Genomic DNA, 21536 nt, shown 5'->3' with positions numbered 1-21536 from the left:
TCGCCGTTCACGGCTTTAGTCTTAGCCACTCTTAATTTACCTTTACCCGGTTCATCAGCTGCCCCGATATTTCATGCAGTTCCCGGCAGCGTTCCGGCTGCTGTTCCCTTGCAAAGGCGGTGATTCCCTGTGTCAGTTTCCAGAGCGTGGCCCCGCCTGTCACTCCGTCGTCAGGATTGTTGTTCATCAGCAGTTTTTCCACCTCGCGTCCTTCGTTTTTCAACAAGGCTCCTTTCTGCACCAGATTCTTCAGTTCCTTGTCGAAATCCACGTCAATTTCCGATGCTCCTTGAATTTCGATGGCCTTCTGCATGATGGTGTCTTTGCTGTACAGTCCTTTGGTCAGGTCGGAAACAGCCGATACGGTGGTCTGCGTGTCCAGTTCGTAGGTCTTTTGGGAGAGGGACAGGGATTCCGGCAGTCGGCCTCCAAGGTGTATCTGCCGCATGACGGACTCCCTGACCATCCCGTTCAGGCACGCCCCGTTGAGCAGGAACGACCGCATGTCCACCGATCCGTTGCCATAGTCGGATGTGGAGAAGCGTGCTCCTGCGAAGATGATGACCGTTCCGTTCTTACGGGTGGGTATCTCTATCGGAGTGGGCAGGATTGTCTCACACCATACTTTCGTGTCGTTCATATAGGCATCGGACACGACCGCCCCCTGTCCTCCCGCCTCACGGATGAAAGCGGTCAGGATATCCACCGAGTTCAGCCGACGGTAGGAGTCCGACAATACGCCCCGGACTTCCATTCCTACCGCCCGTATCAGTACCCGTGTACGCTCGGTCCATCCCGAATGCTCGTTCAGGATGGTGGCGCACAACTGTTTCTGCCAAACATCCCCGGCGGAAAGCTCGCGCAGGTATTTGGCGGGAATGCCCATCTTCTCCGAAATCTGGCTTATGGCGTTGCCGTGCAGGTTGAAGTTCCCTTCGGGCATTGCCATCTGTACCCTTCCTTCCGCTTTGAAAGAGATAACGGGGCGTTCCTTGCTACGTTGGCTTACCCCGATGGGAGCGATGAAATCCTGCGCGATCCGTCCCTCACTGAGCAGACGGTTGATGGTGTCCATGACATCCCCCTGCCTGCCTTCTATCATTCGCCGTACCTTGTTGATGACTACCTGGTTGAGTCCCTGCTGTTTCTGTACCGGTGCAGTGGCCGGCATGACTGTTGCTTCCATATTTCTTGTTTTTAAAGTCGTTGATAAATTACAATTTGTTCTTATGGCTTGTCCTGCTTGTTTTAGTAAATTCAGATCTGTACTCTTCTGACAGACGGATATAATCCTTTTCGCTATATCCGGCCGTTCCGAACAGTTCATAATATCCGGGGAAGGGTTTTCTTTCCGTTTCCGGTATATGCGTGCTGGTTTCCTTATGGCAACAGATGATGTGCCGGACAAACCGGTAGCACTTGCAAAGATCCGCCAGGATGGTGTACTCGTTGTCCGTATGAGGTTCATAATATCCGCAGGAGAGATTGACGCAGGATACTTCCAGCCCGTTCCTTTTCAATGCCGCCACATCCGTAGCCAGCCCCTGTGCAGGCTTGTAACCGTACCTCCGGGGATCTACTGCCGAAATGAACTCATTGGAGCAGAGCCTCATTCCGTTGATTTGTGTCACCATGTCCCCGTTCCCTTTCCGGTCGCACTGGATGACGAAACGGCAGTCGGAAAAGAAGGACATGTCGGCATGGCCGCTGCCTATGCATCCTATCTCCTCCTGTACGAAGAAGGCGCATTTCACCGCCTTGAAATCCTCCAGGCATTTCAGGCAGATCCAGATGCCGTTCTTGTCATCCGCGCCGATTCCGGCCATCCGTTTACGCTTGCGGTCATAGCCGACAATCATCGAGTCCGCCACAAGATGGGCTGCATAGGTGCCTGTCTTGCGCCGGTGTACCTCGTCCATGTGCGCCACGACACAGGGGTAGCTTTTCCGGTTGCCTTTGACCGCGTAGATGTTTCCGTGCCGGTCTTGCCGGAAAGGAATACCCATCCGCCTGAGTTCCCCGATGATGAACCCGGCCATCTTCCCCTCCTTGCCGGAGGGGGAGGAGATGTTGTAAAGAGCCATTAATTTTTCCATGATACTGACTTTTCAGGAGATGAACAACTTTTCGATTTGCAGGTACCGTCTGAACTCCGGTACGGGACGTCCCTTCTTGAAGAGGAAGGACGGATATTTCTTTCCCTTGTATTCCGCGGACGTGCCTTTCAGTACTTTTCCGAATACGGTGGATATATAGAACATGTCCTGACAATTCTTGCAGAATGCCGTATCCGGAAAGGAATGTATCTTTCCGCATTTGGGACATACATATTTTCTCCTGTTTGCGCGCCCTTCCGTGCTCCGGCAGGTGGCTATGCTCGTGTCGCCCTCCGTATTTCTCAGTTCCAGGTTACCGTCCGTCAGATGGAGGCTGTAGAACGTGTCGAGGTAAGGCACCCCTTTCTTGTGCCACCTGCAGGCGGGCACTTTCACCGTCAATGAAACCTGTATATTGTCTCCGGCCGCCCATTCCTGCCCCTCAATGGGATTCAGTACGGTGAAATCCGTTGTATGTGTATAATCGTTGTATCTGCGTCGCAACAGGATGCCCGCCTCCTGCGCCTGCTTGCGGATCAGTTCGGCGACGAATGCGTGTGAGGAATAGATGCGGTCCAGCAGGGAGGCGGCAATCGGTGTGTTTATTGATTTCCACAATGTTACCTCGTTCCATACGACAGCCCGTCCGAGTATGTTGTTGCTCTCGTCCCTTGCCACAAGGATTTTAGCGCCGGCGAAGTTGGTATAGAAGTCAGCGGCGTTGCGTGCCTTGTCCTCATACCGCATACAGGAACTGTGCAGGCTGGATGTGTCACTGTCGGAGATGGGGCTGTAGTTGCTTTCCAGATAGGCTTCCATGAAGTCGTTCATGCTTTCATGCAGCCTGACCGTGACTTTGCTGTCCAATGAGAGAGAACTACAGAAATAATTGATTTCGTCGGGTGAGTACTTGGGCAGGTTCTTGAACAGTTCCACAAACGTGGAGGGTTCCAGGTCTGTCCGGTTCTCCGGGAACCAGGGTGCCTGCGGGTTGTTCCGGTCCGGGAAACTGGGATGGGCCAGATCCTTGCTGCAGGCCGTGAACACGATTCGGATTTTCTTGAACGTGCCCGCTTCCGTCCGCTTGCGCTTGGTGGAGAAGCAGTTGTAGGTACCGCGTATGATCTCTTCCACCGGTACGTTCTTTTTTACTTCCGAAAGGATGTCTTTGGCTATCACACTTCCGTTTTCCGCCGCATGCACCAGGCGGGATTTCAATTCATTGCTAACATTCAGTTTCATAATCATTCGTTTTATTGTTTATAAATTCTGCCATGTTTTTATGGCAATTGTTTCTTGTCCGGCTGCATTTGGCGCAATTTCTCTTTCTGCTTTCTGAGCAGGTCAACGGACATGTTCCTGCTTGTCCGATATTCCTCCTCGCTCATCCGGCGAATGGAAGGAATGCCCGTCTGGGTCAGTGTATGGTTTACCATCCAGCCGTCCATGAAGTTTTCGGGGCAGAGGCTGTCATGGTGGATGACTTCCCCCACGCAGCCGTGAATGAGCATATTGCATATGGTCATCAGGCAACAGGTACGGTTGACATCTTCCGCGACAAGATAATTACCCAGGTGGCGTACATGATATGCCAGCAGGAGACGCCCACTTCCGCAGGTAGGGTCGTTTATCCTCTGCCCGGTCTTTTTTCCGTCCGTTTCCGTACACATTACCATCAGGTCGCAGATATGTACGGGAGTGAAGAACTGCCCTTGCGCCTGTTGTCCCTTTCTGGAACTGAGCGCCATGAAAAGGTCTCCTAACGCGTCATACCAGGATGCGGCCTCCAGCTGCTTCTGCATGAGCCGCACCCATTCCGCAAACATTTTCATGAATGCGGCATTCTGCTGCCGCTTGTACCTCCAGTCTTTCAGCGGAGGAGCGCCCGGTGAGAATCCGTGTATGACGTAACGCAGGAAATCTGTGAACACGTTCATCGGATCGTACCCGTTCAAGCCTGCAAACTCACAGATTGTCTTTTCAAGTGGCCGGACTTCTGGGGATGTCTCATAGCGTGTCATATTGTTCTGTTTTTTTATAGAAGGTTACTGTATGTCCGTTATGGTCTGTCCGTATCTTGACGGGGGAGACGCCAAGGAAAAAGAGGTGCGTTTCCGCTTTCAGCATGTTCCATTCCCATGTGGGAAGTTCCTTCCATTCCATACGGTATGCCCAGAGTATGAACAGACCGGGACGGAATCCGTTGAAAAGTTCTCCGTGCAGAATCCCGACCAGCCGCTCCAGTTCTTCCCGCGAGTAAAGGGTGAATGACTCATTCCGATAGATAAAGGCATCAGCCGGTTCAATATCCGGCTGACACTCGATGATGTATCTCGTCCATTCTTTTGTGGTGTACTTTCCGTACAGAGGATCGGGTTCCGTGTATTTCCATGCCCTGACGAATGTGTGGAAGAGGACGGCACCGTTCCTGTGCCTTCCGGTATGCCCCCACATCCGGAACTGTTTGCTGCGTATGCCATCGGGAAGCAGCAATTCCGGACCGGTTATAACCCAAGGGCCTCCTTCCGTATTGTAACCGGTACACTTTTCATTTTCATGGCAGAAAGGTGTCTGTGGGAGAAGGCAAATATGGACTTCCCGGTCATCGCCCCTTTCAATGTGTGCCTGCGGATAATAGTCACCGCCACGGGTAGTATAAGTGACGACATCCCCTGCGGTCGGTAAACTGACTCTTTCCCTGTCCTCCCGCATCCTTGAAATCAGCCGGTTCACCTTCTCCACGTCGCACTCCTTTATGGAACAGGCACACCCTTCATGCCTGTTGAGCAGAGTCAGGCTTTCCAAATCATAAAAATTACCGTACTTCATATTGAGAGCGTTTTTGTTGGTACAATTTGACCTGGCGGGCAACCATATCACAGAACTTCTGTCCGTTCTCCTTCTCGCTTCTGAAATAGGCAATCATGTCCCAGAGATTCTGATTGAAGTAGCCGGTCCATTTTTCGTAGCAGTGACTTCCATAGACCTTTCCGAACGTTTCCTCGAAAAGTGCGGGAGTCAGCCCTTCATCCCCATGGTGGTTGTATTGCCACAGAGAGACAAGCAGCAGCCGGTTATAATCCAGTGTTTCCATATCCGTTCTTTTTTAAGTAAAACATCGGCCTACATGGGTAGGCATTTTTATTTCTTGGTGTCTTTCCGGCCTGTTTGCCGGGGATTGCGACAAGGCTTGGCGAAAGAAAATACCGGAGCGAAGCGAGGATGATTTTCTTTCAGCCAACCCAGCCCCTGAAAGGGGCCGCCTTGCGCAATCAGCCCGGGAAACGGCTATCTTTACAGCAAGAAATGAAAAAGCAGACCTCGGATTCTCTGTTCTGAAGTCTGCTTTTCGGTCATTGTCGAGTCTCATGTTTTTCAGGTATGTATCTGCCATCCGTGGAACGGCTGCAATGTTACGGCAAACGATCTGTCAGGTATTCCATGATAGAGCAGACCTCCCACGATACCTGTCCTTCCGTCGGGATAGCGCTGTGTAAAGCCGAACGAGTACGGGGCATGGTCGTAGTAGAGTGAGATTTCGCAGGGACAGTCAGGGTTTTCTTCCCAGCTTTTCAACCGTTCCAGACATTTTTGGAGCGAGGTGTCACCGATGGATTCGGCATAGCGCCTTACATTCTCGAAATGTTCTTCATTCAGGATTTTCATGACTTTTGTATTTTTATCTGTTAAACACGTCCGGCTCCGGGAGCCGGTATTTTTATTTCTCGCCTGCCTGACAGTCCCGTGGCCGTACCCGCAAGGTTTGGCGAAAGAAAATACCGCAGCGAAGCGAGGATGATTTTCTTTCAGCCAACCCCGCAGGGGCCTGACCTTGTACGGGTACACAGGACACGGGACTACCTTTGCAGGGTGGGAAATAAAATATGCGGTTGTTCCTTGTTGCGGGATCTTGTATGGCTTCCGGAGATAATCTTCCTGATTTGTTCGCCATTGCCGGACAAATGGTGTATTTTTGCAGTTTCTAATTTCAGGATCATGGAAAACTATATAAAGAAAGCGGCGGATGCTTTCCTTGTGGAGCGTCCGTATGGTATGCGTGTGGATTACAGGAAGAAAGGATTCGTGCTGTTTAACCGCAACCTGAACGTATTGGGCAATGCGGAGCATGCCCGTCTGGAAGAGCTGCCTCTGGAGCGGTTCAATGTGGAGGAGATTCCGTTGGATGGTGAAATTGTGGAGGAACACGCGGGATTTACCGATGTATTCTTCTATACCGATCTGACCAGCCCCTATGCCGGATATGCGCTGAATTTGCAAAAGCTCAAGGCCTATAACCGGTTTATGTTTCCGTTGGCGATGGCGCTGAACCGTAAGTTGTGAGTCCGGAAGCCGGCAACGGTAACAGCCGCATGGAGCACGCCGTTACCGCCAGGTTTTATTATTTGCCCTTTCTTGTTGTTATAAATGCAAGATAATCGCCCACGGCCTTATGGCATCCGGTAAAGTCCGGAGTCCGGAGACCTTTGATTTTCCGGTAACTGACGGTTCCGTTCCTGTCAATGCCTCTTACATGCCTGTTGAATGTCCCTTTGGTTCTGATATGGATGTCAAAACCGTCCCTTCCGGTGATTTCAAGGAACATTCCTCCCGTGATCCGTTCCCCGTCCAGGAATTTCTGTTTCTGTTCATCGAGCAGCCGCTGATATTGCTCTTCCCGCGCTCTGCGCTCTTCCGCCTCTTTCTCCTCCTGTTCCCTGCGTTTCTGTTCCTGCCTCCTTTTGTATGCCTCACGGGCTTGCACCAGGGGGGTGGTGTCAAGTCCGAGAGCCTCGAACACGCGGACGGAGATCAACCTGACAAAGGCTCCTCTTTCCGCGCCCTGAAGCGTATCCGCGATCCAGTTCCTGCAATAGGCGGCAGTTTCGTCCCTGCGGTTTTCTCCGTTGAGGAACCGGCGTGAATACTGCCCGCTGGAGAAATAAACGTTTTCAATCCGGCAGACCACATGGAAACAGTCATCGTCCTCATTCCCATATTCGTTCTTTCTAGACAGGGAGAGATATACATTCTCGGCGTACGGTTCCAGTTCCATATAAGGAGCCACGACGGTATTCCCGTCAGACCTGTACTTGAATACTTTTGCTTTCATACTATCGTTCAGTTTGTCGGTTGTTGCATATTTCATCTATAATCTCTTTCCCGCTTCTTTCACCCTTCAGGAAGGCAAGGAAGCGCCTCAAAAAGAGCCGGGCACAGTCAGTTCCCAGCTGGAAGCTTTCACCGTCTTTGGTAGCACATACCGCAAAACGCCCTAGTCCGAAACTGTCCTGTTGCGGTACGATGTGGTAAGACAAGTCCTCGCTTGCGTTGATGTGCAACCCACGACGGAAAACATAGAAAGTTTTCGGGATTCTTCTGTCGGTATCGATTTCCATACGCTTGTAACCGTGATGTTCCAATAATCGGCCCAGTTCCCTGTTTGTCGGAATTGTATGTCCGATCCAGTCCGGCCAGCTTATATTTTCTATTGTGTGTCCGTAATTGTCATATAATATGTTGAACTGTTCCTGGTATTCATCGTAAAATTCCCCGTTCCCGTTGCACATTTCCTCCAACGCGATGCCGTTTTTACGGACAAGGGCAAGGTCGCCCAGTCCGCACGCGATTTCATTGAGCAGCGTGCGTTCCTCATCCCTGTCCTTTGCCGTTCCGTAAATTCTAAGCCGGGAATATCGGTGTAGCGCCGAACGGGACGGCATATCCAGTTTTTCCCATATTCCATCGTTTCCTATAGCCTGTCTGGTGTTTCCCGGAAGTCCGTACCACCACTTGTCCAAATTGTTTGTATCCATAATTTCTGAATCAGATTGTTTCAAATTCTGTTTTGAGTACCATGCCTGATACGCGGCGGCATACTCCTGACGTTCCCGTTCCAGGGAATTTCTCATTTCAGGGGTGTACCCGAGCAGGCGGATGTATCCTCCGTTATAGCCGGTGGGTTCGCACTTTATTCCGGCTTCCTCCAGTTTGTCGATGCGTTTTTGGGCCATTTTTGCGCTTGAATATTCCTTCGGCCAAAAATAGACTTCGCCCCGTGAGCCCCGTGAGCCGAAACAGTCTTCCCCCAGAATTATTTCCCCGGCATACTTCCGGCTTTCGATGATGCCGAAACGCGCTTTGCCCAATGCCCGGCGCATTGCCTTGTGTGCCGGACCTTCCGGATGCTTGAATACCTCCGGCTTGTCTTTGCTGCCGAGTTTGGGCGGTTCCACCTTGTACGGCTGTTTGTAACTTCCGATTCCGAGCGTCAGGTAAAAGTTGGTATGAAAATAGTCCGTCATGGGGGCGCTGTCATCGAAATTGTACGACATGATGAAATCGCAGATGTTCATCATTACATCCTTTGCCCTGTCCGTCAATGATTTGTCTGAATGGATATGATGGTGGTTGACATCGCCTTGAACTTTTCCGGACTCTTTGGTGAACGCCTCGAAATCCGCTTTCATCAACCGGATATGGATGGAGTGGCAATTCTCCCGTCTGGCAGAGAACTTGTATCCCGGATAGGTCTCCTTGAGCCATGCCCGTACCAGTCCCACGATTTCCGGAGCGTGCTGCCCCTTGTAATTGCGGCCTTTCCAGCGGTATTCGTTATACACATACCCGGTGTATTCCTTTGCCGTGGCTCCCGGATAGTCATATTCATATCCGGTTGAGGTCGAGGGAATATCCGGTTTTTCTTTCCAAGCCTCAAAAAGCCTTCCAAACTCGGTGGTCACCTGTTGCATGATTGCGGTGTCACCACTCTTGTCCGGGTGGTGCTCCAATGCCAGCCGGCGGTATTCTTTCTTCAAGTCCGCCAGAGAGTGTATGTTCTGAAAATAAGTCATAGCCATAAGTTTTTTATGCCCCTGCGAGGCGGTTGATAAAATATTCCCGGTAGTCAAGGTCAAGACCGAGGTTGAGACAGGCTGTTTCCATGTCATCTTCTCTCAGGTCGTCCGCCTCCTGCAATTCGCGCAGGTACCGTATTTCGGAGTCCAGGTATTCCTGTGCTTCCGTTTGACTGCAACCGCATGAGTTGCAGATCAGACTGATAATGTTTCCCTGCATGCTGTTTGATTTTTTATGTTTCTGTTCCTGTTTCTGAGGCCTCGTCCGTCATATATCGAGACGGCCCGTTCCACCAGAATCCTGCGGTTGTCTTCCGAGAGTTCCAGGTAGAACCGTTCCGCCGCGCCGAATGTGCCCTTGTCTGTCGCCACGCACCATTTTTTCCAGAAATGCGGGTACATGCCGCCATACACGGCTTTGCATTCCTCCTCGCTCCAGGCGTTCCACATGTAGTAGAAGAAACTGGAGACGGTATTTTCCGCTTGATATTTCATGGTTCTTCTATTTGTGATTCTACATTGTTTGTTTCTCTCAGTTGATGCCACACAGCCTCATACATCTCATGAAGCCAGTCTATGTTCTTTGCGCCGAGTTCAAACGGGCTGTGACACTGCACCCCGTCACCGCTTTCTTTCTCTTCGGCAAGGACGGTCAGGCTGTCCGCCGTTACCCGGAGTCCTGTCACCCTGCATTCATATGGTTCTCCGTTCTTGCCAAACCATATCACCCAGACCGGATCATAATCCTCTTCCGGAAGACGAATTTCTTTCATGCAGTGAGCATGGAGCAACTGCCGTATCGCGTCGATGATGTCCCCCCGCAGTTCCTTGATCCTGCCGCTGAAATCAACGGCTTCTGACGGTAAACTTCCTTTTCCGCCTCTTTCCTGCAAGGAGAGAATCCGCGTGTCGGGATGGATACAGAAATCCCACTCCAATACTTCATCGTCATCGCGTGTCGTGTGGATATCGCCGCCCAAAACAGGACCGCAATCGTCATTTACCATTCTTTTTGCTTCATCGCGGTCTTCTGCCGCTACCGTGTAAGTGCCCTCGAAGGAATACCTTACTCTTATGTCATATCTTTTCATGATTCTTTCCATTTGATTGTTGATACCAGATTCATTGCCCGGAAGGATTACCGGATATTCAATATTGCGCTAAAGGCATGTGGGTCAAGCCTGTAAAACGTCGGAAGGTTAAGTGTGACCATCGGGTAGCTTACCCAGCCGCTCTGACGTCTATAACCTGTATCCTCAGCCAATTTGTTGGACAGAAGGAACTCCATGGCATCAGGATTGTTGTTGATGTCCACGAATGCCCTGTTAGGCAGTGAGAATGCCGCCTTATCTTCCAGGTTAACCGTCAGGACCGTGTATATCTCATGGGTCACGGGATCTTTCAGAGACAATGCCGGCCAGCCGTTATGGTACATTTCAATCACGATTGAGAAACGGCTTTCCTGATACAGGAAAGTCTCTTCCATGGACGGATGGTCGCATTTGACAATTTCAAAATCATCCTCCCCTTTGGTAAATGTCACCATCGGATAGGATACATCGACAAAACATTCCTCTTCCCGGTAACAGAGATGTTCTTTTCCCTCTGAACGGATTATAGCCAATCGGGTGTTCATATTCGTAACTGGTTTTAAAATTATTGACTTGCAAGTTAATTGGCCGGCATTCACCTGCCTGTTTCTTTAAACGTGTGATTGTCACCGCCTGCGGACATTTGGGAGAGTTGCTGTCTCACCGCCTTGATTTTCCCGATCAGTTCGTCCTCCCTTCGGAATGAGGGGGTACATTTGGTACGCCTCATCCCGGCTCCCCAGGGGATGCCGCCGCATACTTTTCTCAGGCGTGCCTTTTCGCTTTCCAAGGCCGACTCCAGACGGGCCAGCCTGCGTCGCAACGATTCTTCGGTCACAGTTCTCATGATCTCATTGTTTTTTTAGTATGGTGACGGATCGGAAAGACAGTCACCATACCGTCGTTATGTGTCACGTTATATTTTAGCTTTTTCCCTTTTGATGCCTCTCAGGACGTACAACAGGTGCAGGAACAGCTCCCTGTCGTAAATCCGGAAGAAGAACGGCTCGCCTGTTTCCCTGACCGTTCCGGTAAACGACACGGACTCCCGGTTCACGGGATATTGGAAGAAGTTGCCGTTTGCCAGCAGGGTGTGCTTTTTCTTCATCACTTCGCCTAGGAACCTGTCCATATCGTCGTTTCCCTCATAGCCGGAGAAGTAGAGGAAATGATGACGGCGCAGGCTTCGCAGGATTTTGGTGGTTTCCAGCCTCACATCCCTGCCTGACGATTCGTCCGTTCCTCTCATCAGGTTGCAGATGAACTTTTTCTCGCCATTTATGTCAAGAAACAGATAAGGAACTATAATTATAGAGGCATGCCGTGCGTGGTTGGAGATGACCATCGGCTTTTCTTTCTGGATGTCTCCTTTGAAGGTAATGTTCCGGTAATGGTTGTCCATCTGCCGTTCCAGCTCCTTCCTTGGCGTGGTAACGGAGCGGAGTCCCGTGAAGTAGCGTCCGCCCGCCCGGAAGCAGAACCGGTAGATGTCCGCATGATAAGGCTCTCCCAGGAAAAAGAAATTCCGGGTATGGCGGATGGGAGGCAAGACATCCATGTAGTCGAAATATCTTTCTTCCGTAATCTCACTGAACGGGGCGCAGAGGGATTGCAGGTGGATGCGTATCATCTTGCGGACGGTATTTCCGGACACGGCTGTGAGACACGGGTTCTTTTCCCTGTCTCTCAGTTCCTCCAGTGTCTCATGGTGGTAGTCGCCGTGTATTCCGTCAGACATGGTGGTCACGCAGCTGCCGTCAAAACTGCGTGAATCGACTACGAATTTCAGTTTGTCGTTATTCATGGTTCAGATGTTTTGAAGGTTCAACACTCTTTTGGCGGCACTGAGGGCATTGGAGGTGAGCTGCCGTTGCCATGCCTTGTTTCTGGGTGACCAGCGGAATCCGGAGGATTTCAGTTCCTTGCGTCTGTTGTCTTCGGGAATCCTGTCAAACAGGATCTGAAGGCGGTCTTCCCCATAGTTCCATACAAGTGTCCCGCCCTCGAACGGCACTTCCTTGTTTTCCCGGCTTTGCATCGCTTTCAGCTTTTCGCGCATCCGTTCCGCCAGTTCCGGCAATTGGAAGAATTTGTTTCTCGGTGTGATGACGGGTTTCTTCACCCTTGCGTTATATTCGGAAATGAAGTCCACGGCCCTACGGACGATTTCCACTTCCCCGTGATTGGCCAGGGTGGATACCTTGTTCAGGATGCTGCTGACAAACAGGGCACGGCTATAGCCCCGGCATTGTCCGGTATCAATCCCGTGGATGGTATCGGCACTGCTCTTGATGTCGCGTTTGAGCGTCTGCCATGCCTTTTCCTGTTTCTCTTCCTCCGGTCGTGCGGCTTCCTTTTTCCGTCTGACGGTTTCAAGAACTTTTTTCCGCCAATTGCGGAATTCTTCGTAACGGTTCTGATAGCTTCTGTTCGTTTTTTCCTGCCTGTAGTAATCAAATCCGCTCCGTCCCGTCACCATCGGGTTGGCACAGCGGGAGAGGGCCGAGAGCTGGGCGGACAACTTTTGCCGGTAGGCGGCGATGTATGTATCCCGTTCCTCTTCCGGCATGAGTTGCAGGTCGTTGTGCAGCTCCTCTCCATAAATCATGATGTCCGTCTCGCCGCGAATCTCCGGATTGAAGGAACTCCAGGCGTATGCGTCGCAAGCCTGTTTCCACATATCATCCAAATAGGCAGGATGTTTGAATGCTACGGCTTCCCAGTCTTTGAAGTCCTTGGAATGCAATTCATTGTGATCTTCCGGATTTCCGTACAGGTGTACATAGTTGCCCGTTCCATGATGCTCCTTTCTGAAATGGAACGGTACGGGGGGATAGTCCGTACCTTTTTTCCGGATCATCGTGACCCTGTGTGCATTCTCTATGGTAAGGCCTGCTACTTGCTCTTCGCAGACCTTTGCTGTTGTTTCATTCATAATCATTACTTTTTTAAATGTCAGCCGTAAATCATTTCTTCCAGTTCATCGTCCGTCAACAGGCGGATCTCTTCGTCCGAACAATAGTAAGCGATTTCTTCGTCCAAATCGAATGCTGCCGGATCAAGGCTTCTGATGCCATCCAGCAGTTCCTGTTCCAGTCTTTCTACGGAAACCAGATAGTTCCCATCTTTGCCTTGCACTTCCCGTGCAGGATAGCTCATTTCCCGATAAACCAACATCGTCATTTCCGGATTGGCTTCCTGCTGTCCTTTGCTTGTCGTCTTTCTGTTCATACCTTTATTTTTTAAAGTTTGACATGATCGGCTCCATGGAGCCGGATTTTCGTTTTCTTACTTGCCGGGCTGTCCTTTGTCGGGGATTGAGCAAGGCTTGGCAAAAGAAAATACCGCAGCGAAGCGAGGATGATTTTCTTTTAGCCAACCAGCCCCTGAAAGGGGCCGCCTTGCGCAATCAACCCGACAAATGGCTATATTTGCAGGTAAGAAATTGAAAGGACGGCAGGATATTGTGATTTATAGATTACAAAAAAAGCCATCCCTAGGGGGACGGCTTAATGACTGAATTTGTATACTTATTGTGCAAGACGCTCCTTCACGTTGTTCATTGCTTCTTTCAGGCTGCTGTTCATGACCCGTGCATAATGCTGTGTCATACGTGTGGAGGCATGGCCGAGCATGACGGAAACATCTTGAAGAGGCACATTGTTGGCAAGCGTGACCGTAGTCCCGAAAGTGTGACGGGCAACGTGCGTGGTCAGATTCTTCTTAATGCCGCAGAAATCGGCTATTTCCTTGAGATAGCTGTTCATCTTCTGGTTGCACATGACGGGCAAACAGCATCCTTTCTTAATGCAGGTCGGATGTTCCTTGTATTTCTCCAATATGGCCAGGGGTACGGGCAGCAATGGAATATTGCTGATGGAAGAGGCCTTCCTACGGTGTTCCAATTTGACCCTTCCTTTTCTTATCCACCAGTCTCCGAGATTGTCCTGTACCAGATTCTCTTTGTTCAGACTGGCAACATCGGAGAATGCCAAACCGGTGAAGCACGCAAAGACAAAGACATCCCTGACCAGTTCAAGCCGTGGAATGGTGAATTTCTTTTTCATTACGGTCTGCAACTCGTCGTAGGTCAGGAATACCGGATCGGTCTCGTCCTGCTCCATCTTGTAACCGTAAAAGGGATTCTTGCGCATCCATTCCTTTGCCAATGCCATATTGGTAAATTTCTTGAAGCATTTCATATAACGGACTATCGTGTTCCGGCACAGTCCCGCCTCCGTTTTCAGGTAAATGTCAAACGCACGGATGAACTCCGGTGTCAGCTCATGGAAAGTGACATCCTCCTTTCCATAATAAGAGGGGATGAGCAGCTGTAATTTCTTCACCACGTTCTTATACCGGTTGATCGTGACGGGAGAGTAGTCTATACCCGCCAGTGTTTCCATTTCCTTGATGCCTTCCCTCATGGTGCCGAGCAGTGTACGCATTTCGGTGTCTTTCCCGAAAACACGTTTAAGAATCAGTTTTGGGGTAATCAGGGCCTGTTCCAATACCAGTTCCTTGTGTTTTTCCAAGGCGCGTGCGTGCAGTTCGGCAATATAGGCGTTCAGTGCCACTGATGCCCTGTCCCTGCCTTTACTGCATCCTTTGGCGGCGTTCCATAAGTTCAGGGGTACGCTTCTTTGGATACGTACATCGTCATAGTCTCCATTGATGGTTATCCGCATCAATACCGGTGCCTCACCGTTTTTCAACAATTTCGTTTTAAGCACGAAAAACAGAATGTTCATTGTTCCTTGTTTCATCACTTTTGTTTTTTGAGGTGTTACATTCAATTGTTTCGTCAAAACCGGATGGCATGAGGACATGGAGCGAAATGTTAAATTCGGTGGCTTTTTTGAGGGACTTATGGAAAAGCCATAAAAATCCCATTTTTCTCAGGTTCGAATTGCCTTTTGTATCCCGGGTTCGATTCCTTTTTTTTATCCCGATGGGAAATACCGAATTTTTAAGTTTCTTTCACTTTTTCGACTTCATCCGGTCATGTGTGCAAAATTACTTTTTCACACCGGAGATTGGAATTGTCAAACAATTGAAAAACAATGAAGTATGGTACATATTTATGGCTTTTTCAAAAGCCTTAAAAAAAGCCACTGAATTGGCGAAATCCAACTTCACAAATATGTAGCGGAATGCGTAGTGAGGGTAAAAAAAGAACCCTTGAACTATCTCTAATTCAAGGGTTTTCATGTGTGAAAAGCATTTATGTACTTTCTTTGGTGGTGCCACCAGGAATCGAACCGGGGACACAAGGATTTTCAGTCCTTTGCTCTACCAACTGAGCTATGGCACCTTTCTTGTTTGCGGTTGCAAAGGTAGTGAAAGTTTTTTAATTCTGCAAATCTTAGCACAATAAAAAACACTGATAAAAAGCTATATTGCTTATTATCAGTGTTCTTATTACTGAACTTTTTTATTTATTCTCTTGTAGCGGATTCCATCCCTGAGCTTTTAGCTCGAATTCCTGGCCATCGCGTGTGATAAGTGCACAGCCTAATTCGGGCTTTGTGATGTGACCGATCAAACGAACACCTTCCATTTCCGATATCTTTTCGTGATCGGCAATAGGAACGGTGAAAAGCAGTTCATAATCTTCACCGCCATTCATAGCACATGTGGTGAGATTCATGTTGAACTCTTCTGCCATAACAGCTGTTTGATAATCAATGGGGATGTGTTCCTCGTAGACGCGGCAACCTGCCTTACTTTGAGTGCAAATATGCAATAGTTCCGAGGAAAGACCGTCAGAAATGTCCATCATTGAAGTCGGGACGATATTTGCAGTAGCCAGTTTCTCAATAATGTCTTTGCGGGCTTCGGGTTTGAGCTGACGTTCCAACAAATACTCTTTTCCGGAGAAATCCGGCTGAGCATCCTGTTCACCTTTAAAGACCGCTTTTTCACGCTCTAACAGTTGCAACCCCATATAGGCCGCACCTAAGTCACCACTGACGCAAATCAGATCGGTGTCCTTAGCACCGTTGCGGTAAACTACTTTATCCTTATCTGACTCACCAATGCAGGTGATGCTGATTGCAAATCCTGTCAAGGAAGAAGTAGTGTCACCACCTACGATATCCACCTTGTATTGCTGACACGCCAAACGGAGACCGGCATAAAATTCATCCATATCTTCCACGCTGAAGCGTTTGGAGAGGGCAAGTGAAACTGTGATCTGCTTCGGTGTCCCGTTCATCGCATAGATGTCGGAGAAGTTGACAACAGCGGCTTTGTAACCCAAATGTTTCAACGGTGTGTAAGTCAAGTCAAAATGTACCCCTTCCATTAACAGGTCGGTGGTGACCAATACCTGCTTATCGGCAGGATAGGAGAGGACGGCGGCATCGTCACCCACACCATATTTGCTCGATTCGTTTTCTAATTTAATTCCTTCGGTGAGGTGCTTGATCAGACCGAACTCACCCAAGGTTGCTATTTCTGTTCTCATATATCTTAGTTTATGAAAAAAAGTATCTATGCACGGTTTATCAGCTCACGCATAATGGTGGTCATCTTCGGTTGGGCAGCGTCGGCTGCTTTCTGAACCTCTTCGTGTGATACTTCTACAATCTTGCCTTCTACTCCGAGATCAGTCACTACTGATATACCGAATACCTTAATGCCACAATGGTTGGCAACAATTACTTCGGGGACAGTAGACATACCTACTGCATCGGCACCCAAGATATGAAACAACTTGTATTCAGCCGGTGTTTCGAATGTTGGACCCTGTGTACCGATGTATATGCCATGTTGCACTTTAATACCTTTTTCTGCTGCAATAGCATCTGCCTTGCGTATCAGTTCTTTGTCGTAGGCTTCACTCATATCCGGAAAACGCGGCCCATACGGAATGTTTTTACCCCGTAGGGGATGTTCGGGGAAATAATTTATGTGGTCGGTAATAATCATCAGGTCTCCGATTTCGAAGTCGGGATTAGTACCGCCACTGGCATTGGATACAAATAAAGTTTTGATGCCCAGCTCACGCATCACACGTACCGGGAAAGTCACTTCTTTCATGGAGTACCCCTCGTAGTAATGGAAGCGGCCTTGCATCGCCATGATTTCTTTATTGCCGAGTTTACCGAAAATCAGTTTTCCGCTATGTCCTTCTACGGTAGACACCGGAAAGTTGGGAATATCCTCATACTTTATTTCATACTTTTCAGTAATTTCGTTTGCCAAACTGCCAAGTCCGGTTCCCAGAATGATTGCTGTCTCAGGGCTTGTGTGCATCTTCCCTTTCAGGAAGGCTGCCGTTTCTTGTATTTTCTCTAACATAGCCAATAATGTGTTGGTTAAAAATATCTTGTTGATTTTGTAATATTTCTACTTCGATGGGCAGGGCATAAATAAATGGTTTTAGTTCTGCATCCAGTGCCCGATGGTCTATCAGACGGGTGGCATCTTTCTCGGTAGTGATAATCAGACGCCGTCCTTCTTTCAAATTACCGAACTTCTCTTTAATTAGCGACATGTCTCGCTGGCTGAAGCTATGGTGATCGTCAAAAGCGAGTAGGTCGATGTTCCGTGTATACATTTCCAGTTCCCGGATGATAGCATCCGGAGACGCGATTCCGGTTATCACTAGTATCTGTTCATCTGCTTGCAAGGACGATAGTTCCCTTTCTCTTACGGCAGTACAAACAGGAAAGACCGCTTGTAATTTGCCGTATCGGAATGACGAGAAATAAAGTTGTTGATAGGGGAATAGATTCAACCGTTTTGCGATGATATTATGATCGATAGGCTTGATATCCGGCGGACATTTGGTTACAATGACTATTTGTGCCCTGTTTTTCCCCCGGGTAGATTCCCGTAAACGTCCGGCAGGCATTAAAGCATCGTCACAGAACAGGCGATGATAATCTGTCAGAAGAATATTCAGTCCCGCTTTCACATATCGGTGTTGGAATGCATCGTCCAGTAAGATAACTTCGACAGGAGGCTCTTGCAATGTGAGCAATTTTTCGATACCATGACAACGGTCTTCGTCCACTGCAACTCGTATGTCGGAAAACTTCGATTTTATTTGATAGGGTTCGTCACCAATGCTACGAGCATTGCTCTCTGCTGTTGAAAGTATGAATCCTTTCGTATGGCGCTTGTATCCACGGCTCAGTACGGCTACCCGGAAGTTGCGATGGAGCAGCTTTATCAGATACTCTGTGTGCGGTGTTTTGCCTGTGCCGCCCACGGCGATATTCCCGATACAAATCACGGGAATGTTAAAACTCTTTGACTGAAGTTTACCCCAGTCAAAGAGTTTATTTCTCAGTGCTACTCCCATTCCATAGAGCCATGAAACGGGATATAGCCATTTATGTATCTTAATAGAGCTTTCTTCCATGTAGTTCGCTATTTCACATTCAGTTCAAACGGGACACGTGCCTGAATCATGGCGCGTTCTTTTATATTTCTTAATAGATTGAAATCCTTGTAATAGTCTCCTAACTGGCTTTTCAGCACTTGGGATTCTACATAGTTATTGGGTTGGACATCGAGTAATGTGGATAGAATATCCTTTTTGGTAGGATAAGATACAATGGTATAGCCTTTCAATTCGGCTTTCCGTGCTGCAATTTCCAGTGCTTTGTCGATTCCACCCAGTTCGTCTACCAGTCCGATTCCTTTGGCCATTTCTCCGGTCCATACGCGTCCTTCAGCTATTTTTTCAATACCTTCTTTGGTCATATGGCGACCTTCGGCACAACGACTTACAAACAGGTCATATCCCTGGCTGATCATCATTTGCAGCAATGCTCTTTCATCACCGTTCACAGGACGCATCAGGTTACCGAAATCTGCAAATTTATTGGTTTTTACCACGTCAAATGTTAGTCCGATCTTTTCCGTCAATCCTTTGACGTTCGGGATCATGCCGAAAATTCCGATAGAACCGGTTAAGGTAGTTGGCTCGGCTATGATGCTGTCGGCTGCGCAAGAGATGTAATATCCGCCGGATGCGGCATAGTCACCCATCGAAACAATTACTGGTTTGTTAGCTTTTAATTCTTTTACGGCATGCCAGATCTGTTCGGATGCAAATGCGCTTCCTCCCGGAGAATTAACACGCAGTACGACTGCCTTTACGTTATCATCCTCTTTTAGCTTACGCAGGTCACGAATCATTTTGCTCCCTACAATTCCTTCGTCGGATGTCGCCGATCCGTCATAGTCAGTTATTTCACCGGATGCATAGTAGACAGCCAGAATATCACCGCTTTTATCTTTAGGTACACTCTTTTTGATGTTGATCATATCATCGAGCCCTAATATCGGCAGGCGGTCGTCTTCGTTGATTTTTACAAGTGTTTTCAGATAGCTGCGTACGTTATTCTGATAAATCAGGGTATCGGCCAATCCGCATTTCACGCTTTCGTCCGATGGGTAAAACATAAGCATGCGATCTGCATACGCATTCAGTGAGTCTTTTTCTATTTTGCGTGAAGCCGAAACACCATCCAGTATTTGGTTCCAGGTTGAACCGATGAATGCCGTAACTTGCTCTTTATTGGCCGGAGACATTTCGGTTGAAGTGAACGGTTCTACAGCCGATTTGTAAGTACCTACCTTGAATACCTGCATTTCAATTCCCAATTTCTGTAATAGGTCTTTGTAGAAAATGGGAGCTGAAGCGAGTCCTCGCCATTCAATCATGCCTTTAGGGTTAAGCATTACTTTGTCGGCAACACTCGATAGGTAATAAAGCCCCTGCGTATAATTGTCACTGTATGCTACAACGAATTTGCCACTTTCCTTGAAATCTTCCAAAGCGGTCCGTATTGCCTGTAATGAGGCATAAGGGGCATCCAGCCATGAAGCCTGTATATAAATGCCTTTTATATTATCATTTTCTTTAGCTTTTTTGATTGAAGCTAATATGTCGTCCAGTCCGTATGTGTTGCCCGCTTCACCGGTGAATTTTCCCAATAGCCCTTCTAAACTCTCTTGAGTGCGCTCTACCAATGTGCCTTTTAAGTCGAGCATCATTACGGAATTTTTTTTCACTACTGTTTCGGTATCCGATGACGAAATGATGCCGACAAGCGTCGCAATTCCGATGATAAACAAAACAATGCCCGATAGTACGATACCGGTCAATGTAGCAAGCGTAAATTTAAAGAAATCTTTCATTGTACATATTGTTTTTATGCCAGCTTTTTTAAAGCTAACAAAGATAAATAATTGAGTTGAAATTCATCCCATAAGTCGCATAGTTTTTTGTTTTGTCACGGTCGGAGTGCATAAAATATGATTATTTAGGTATGTCTGCGGAGTAGAGGAAAGGTGATTATTACAGTGAGGAGTAACAATAAAAAGAGGAAACTACCCCGGACGGAGTATTCCCTCTTTCCATTCTTGAAGAAACCATTATTTATTTCTTAAGAAACGATTCTTTCATTCTGGCAATATCAGTCAGATAATCCTGTAAGTCCTGTTCATGCTCTTCTTCTTCAGCCAGGATATGTTTGGCGATGTCACATGTGGTGTAATCTTTACCGTTTGTAAAGTTGGCAATCTCCTGATAACGGAGAATGGCGCAACGCTCTGAAGAAACGTTTTGGTTCAGTAGGCTGACAGAGTCGAATGCTGTTGGAGAATCGTATTTGCAGCGGGCCAGTTCAAACCATTTTTTCGGATCGAGTACCGGAACACCTTCCAATTCGATGATTCGGTCTGCTATCAATTGTGCGTGGTGACGTTCTTCTTCAGCATGTTCTTCGAACTCACCTTGTACGTCTGCGCGCATAGCACCTTCCACTACCAATGCACCTACCCAATATTGATAGTATGCCAACCATTCTTCAGATAATGCAGCATTCAGCTGATCAATCAAACTTTTTACATCGAGCTTTCCTTGCAGGATTTTTACACTTTCTTTAGCCATAATTCTTTTGGTTTAGGTTATAAAAATTAAGTTGGTTAAGTAACATGGGGCAGGGGATTTTGTTTCCTGAAAGGGTGATTTTAACAGGAAGACATTTGCTTTAGGGATATTTGAAGACGTGCTTTCTTTTTATGTCCGATTCTTAATCTATGATCCAATCTTTGATACTTTCTTTCTTTAACTTGTGCCTGTCCTGCTATTCTCTTGTCTTTTGTAATTGCACTCCTCCCGCTTCCGCTCCAAACCTTACTTTTGAAAATCCGCTGCGCCCATACTTGTTCTAATCGCAACTATCCCTTTCGGCCCACTACTTATCTCTTTTTCTAAAAAATAACTCCTTGTCTCTCTATTGTATTCATTCTCAATCCTTTTCTCTCTTCCGTTTCTTCTCCTCCCGTCACTTGATTTAACAGGGGGTTAAATCAAGCCTTTTGTCTTCAAATAACAAGTCTTTTCGAAGCAAAAGCTTTGTTATTTCCGCCCCTGAAATAAATGTCTCCCCAACTGCATTAACAATGTTAACGTTTGGATTCCGTTCAATTCCCATTCAATTTCCGTCAAAATCCCGCCATATTTTCTG

General features: G+C 48.1%; 24 protein-coding genes, 1 tRNA gene and 1 pseudogene. 1 reads left to right on the top strand and 25 read right to left on the bottom strand.

Translation table 11 applies throughout. The features are described from left to right. Nucleotides 1–31: 31 nt before the first annotated feature. The 7 genes from DBK98_RS20780 to DBK98_RS20750 form a co-directional block, all read right to left on the bottom strand. Complete coding sequence (locus DBK98_RS20780) at nt 32–1186, bottom strand: hypothetical protein (RefSeq protein WP_005828713.1); 1155 nt, start codon at nt 1184–1186, stop codon at nt 32–34. A gap of 28 nt (nt 1187–1214) precedes the next feature. After that, complete coding sequence (locus DBK98_RS20775; RefSeq protein WP_005828711.1) at nt 1215–2096, bottom strand: hypothetical protein; 882 nt, start codon at nt 2094–2096, stop codon at nt 1215–1217. A gap of 12 nt (nt 2097–2108) precedes the next feature. Next, nucleotides 2109–3344, bottom strand: coding sequence for a hypothetical protein (locus DBK98_RS20770; RefSeq protein ID WP_005636598.1), 1236 nt, complete (start codon nt 3342–3344; stop codon nt 2109–2111). Nucleotides 3345–3376: 32 nt separating this feature from the next. Next, nucleotides 3377–4117 (bottom strand): N-6 DNA methylase, encoded by a 741-nt coding sequence (locus tag DBK98_RS20765; protein WP_032557856.1) that lies wholly within the window; start codon nt 4115–4117, stop codon nt 3377–3379. After that, nucleotides 4104–4925 (bottom strand): DUF4121 family protein, encoded by an 822-nt coding sequence (locus DBK98_RS20760; protein WP_005636601.1) that lies wholly within the window; start codon nt 4923–4925, stop codon nt 4104–4106. Before DBK98_RS20760 ends, DBK98_RS20765 begins: the two co-directional genes overlap by 14 nt. Then, the gene (locus DBK98_RS20755) at nt 4912–5190 is read right to left on the bottom strand and encodes a hypothetical protein (RefSeq protein ID WP_005636603.1); all 279 of its coding nucleotides are present in this window, start codon (nt 5188–5190) and stop codon (nt 4912–4914) included. Before DBK98_RS20755 ends, DBK98_RS20760 begins: the two co-directional genes overlap by 14 nt. Nucleotides 5191–5471: 281 nt before the next feature. Beyond that, entirely contained in the window at nt 5472–5762 is a 291-nt protein-coding gene (locus DBK98_RS20750) for a DUF4120 family protein (RefSeq protein ID WP_005942846.1), read from the bottom strand. A 330-nt stretch (nt 5763–6092) separates the two neighbouring features. Here DBK98_RS20750 and DBK98_RS20745 point away from each other — a divergent pair, with 330 nt between their 5' ends. Further along, a complete protein-coding gene (locus DBK98_RS20745; RefSeq protein WP_005636608.1) occupies nt 6093–6437 on the top strand; it encodes a hypothetical protein in 345 nt (114 codons plus the stop codon). Between the two features lie 58 nt (nt 6438–6495). Here the strand turns inward: DBK98_RS20745 and DBK98_RS20740 are convergent, their stop codons facing one another. The 18 genes and pseudogenes from DBK98_RS20740 to DBK98_RS20655 form a co-directional block, all read right to left on the bottom strand. Next, a complete protein-coding gene (locus DBK98_RS20740) occupies nt 6496–7206 on the bottom strand; it encodes a hypothetical protein (RefSeq protein WP_005840921.1) in 711 nt (236 codons plus the stop codon). A 1-nt stretch (nt 7207) separates the two neighbouring features. Then, on the bottom strand, nt 7208–7909 hold the full coding sequence (locus DBK98_RS20735) for a hypothetical protein (RefSeq protein ID WP_080707123.1): 702 nt from the start codon (nt 7907–7909) through the stop codon (nt 7208–7210). 18 nt (nt 7910–7927) lie between these two features. Next, nucleotides 7928–8947 (bottom strand): annotated as a pseudogene (locus DBK98_RS20730) (LPD29 domain-containing protein); the annotation flags it as partial. 13 nt (nt 8948–8960) lie between these two features. Further along, entirely contained in the window at nt 8961–9170 is a 210-nt protein-coding gene (locus tag DBK98_RS20725; RefSeq protein WP_033572541.1) for a hypothetical protein, read from the bottom strand. Then, nucleotides 9146–9445 carry a hypothetical protein gene (locus tag DBK98_RS20720; protein ID WP_033572540.1) on the bottom strand — a complete coding sequence of 100 codons (300 nt, stop codon included), beginning with the start codon at nt 9443–9445 and terminating at the stop codon, nt 9146–9148. The genes DBK98_RS20725 and DBK98_RS20720 overlap by 25 nt, the downstream gene beginning before the upstream one ends. Further along, nucleotides 9442–10041 carry a hypothetical protein gene (locus DBK98_RS20715; protein WP_033572539.1) on the bottom strand — a complete coding sequence of 200 codons (600 nt, stop codon included), beginning with the start codon at nt 10039–10041 and terminating at the stop codon, nt 9442–9444. Before DBK98_RS20715 ends, DBK98_RS20720 begins: the two co-directional genes overlap by 4 nt. Before the next feature lie 47 nt (nt 10042–10088). After that, complete coding sequence (locus tag DBK98_RS20710) at nt 10089–10586, bottom strand: DUF4313 domain-containing protein (RefSeq protein WP_033572538.1); 498 nt, start codon at nt 10584–10586, stop codon at nt 10089–10091. Nucleotides 10587–10636: 50 nt separating this feature from the next. Continuing rightward, complete coding sequence (locus DBK98_RS20705) at nt 10637–10888, bottom strand: hypothetical protein (RefSeq protein WP_005634966.1); 252 nt, start codon at nt 10886–10888, stop codon at nt 10637–10639. Nucleotides 10889–10957: 69 nt separating this feature from the next. After that, a complete protein-coding gene (locus DBK98_RS20700) occupies nt 10958–11845 on the bottom strand; it encodes a hypothetical protein (protein ID WP_033572537.1) in 888 nt (295 codons plus the stop codon). A gap of 3 nt (nt 11846–11848) precedes the next feature. Beyond that, nucleotides 11849–12982 carry a hypothetical protein gene (locus tag DBK98_RS20695; RefSeq protein ID WP_033572536.1) on the bottom strand — a complete coding sequence of 378 codons (1134 nt, stop codon included), beginning with the start codon at nt 12980–12982 and terminating at the stop codon, nt 11849–11851. 14 nt (nt 12983–12996) lie between these two features. Next, nucleotides 12997–13272 carry a hypothetical protein gene (locus DBK98_RS20690; RefSeq protein WP_007838828.1) on the bottom strand — a complete coding sequence of 92 codons (276 nt, stop codon included), beginning with the start codon at nt 13270–13272 and terminating at the stop codon, nt 12997–12999. Nucleotides 13273–13571: 299 nt separating this feature from the next. After that, a complete protein-coding gene (locus tag DBK98_RS20685) occupies nt 13572–14807 on the bottom strand; it encodes a site-specific integrase (protein ID WP_033572552.1) in 1236 nt (411 codons plus the stop codon). A 472-nt stretch (nt 14808–15279) separates the two neighbouring features. Beyond that, nucleotides 15280–15355 (bottom strand) — tRNA-Phe (locus DBK98_RS20680). Nucleotides 15356–15475: 120 nt separating this feature from the next. Further along, nucleotides 15476–16510, bottom strand: coding sequence for a thiamine-phosphate kinase (gene thiL / locus DBK98_RS20675; RefSeq protein ID WP_005782550.1), 1035 nt, complete (start codon nt 16508–16510; stop codon nt 15476–15478). 26 nt (nt 16511–16536) lie between these two features. Next, nucleotides 16537–17346, bottom strand: coding sequence for a purine-nucleoside phosphorylase (locus DBK98_RS20670; protein ID WP_005782547.1), 810 nt, complete (start codon nt 17344–17346; stop codon nt 16537–16539). Beyond that, nucleotides 17285–18415: a tetraacyldisaccharide 4'-kinase gene (gene lpxK, locus DBK98_RS20665; protein ID WP_032536666.1), complete on the bottom strand. Its 1131-nt coding sequence runs from the start codon at nt 18413–18415 to the stop codon at nt 17285–17287. The genes DBK98_RS20670 and lpxK overlap by 62 nt, the downstream gene beginning before the upstream one ends. Nucleotides 18416–18423: 8 nt before the next feature. After that, nucleotides 18424–20202, bottom strand: a complete 1779-nt coding sequence (sppA, locus tag DBK98_RS20660; protein ID WP_032536667.1) for a signal peptide peptidase SppA — start codon at nt 20200–20202, stop codon at nt 18424–18426. A 241-nt stretch (nt 20203–20443) separates the two neighbouring features. Then, the gene (locus DBK98_RS20655; protein ID WP_005782541.1) at nt 20444–20956 is read right to left on the bottom strand and encodes a ferritin-like domain-containing protein; all 513 of its coding nucleotides are present in this window, start codon (nt 20954–20956) and stop codon (nt 20444–20446) included. Between the last annotated feature and the right edge of the window lie 580 nt (nt 20957–21536).

Source organism: Bacteroides sp. PHL 2737 (assembly GCF_004115325.2).
Lineage (GTDB): Bacteria > Bacteroidota > Bacteroidia > Bacteroidales > Bacteroidaceae > Bacteroides > Bacteroides hominis.
This window is presented reverse-complemented; position numbering and strand designations above follow the sequence as displayed.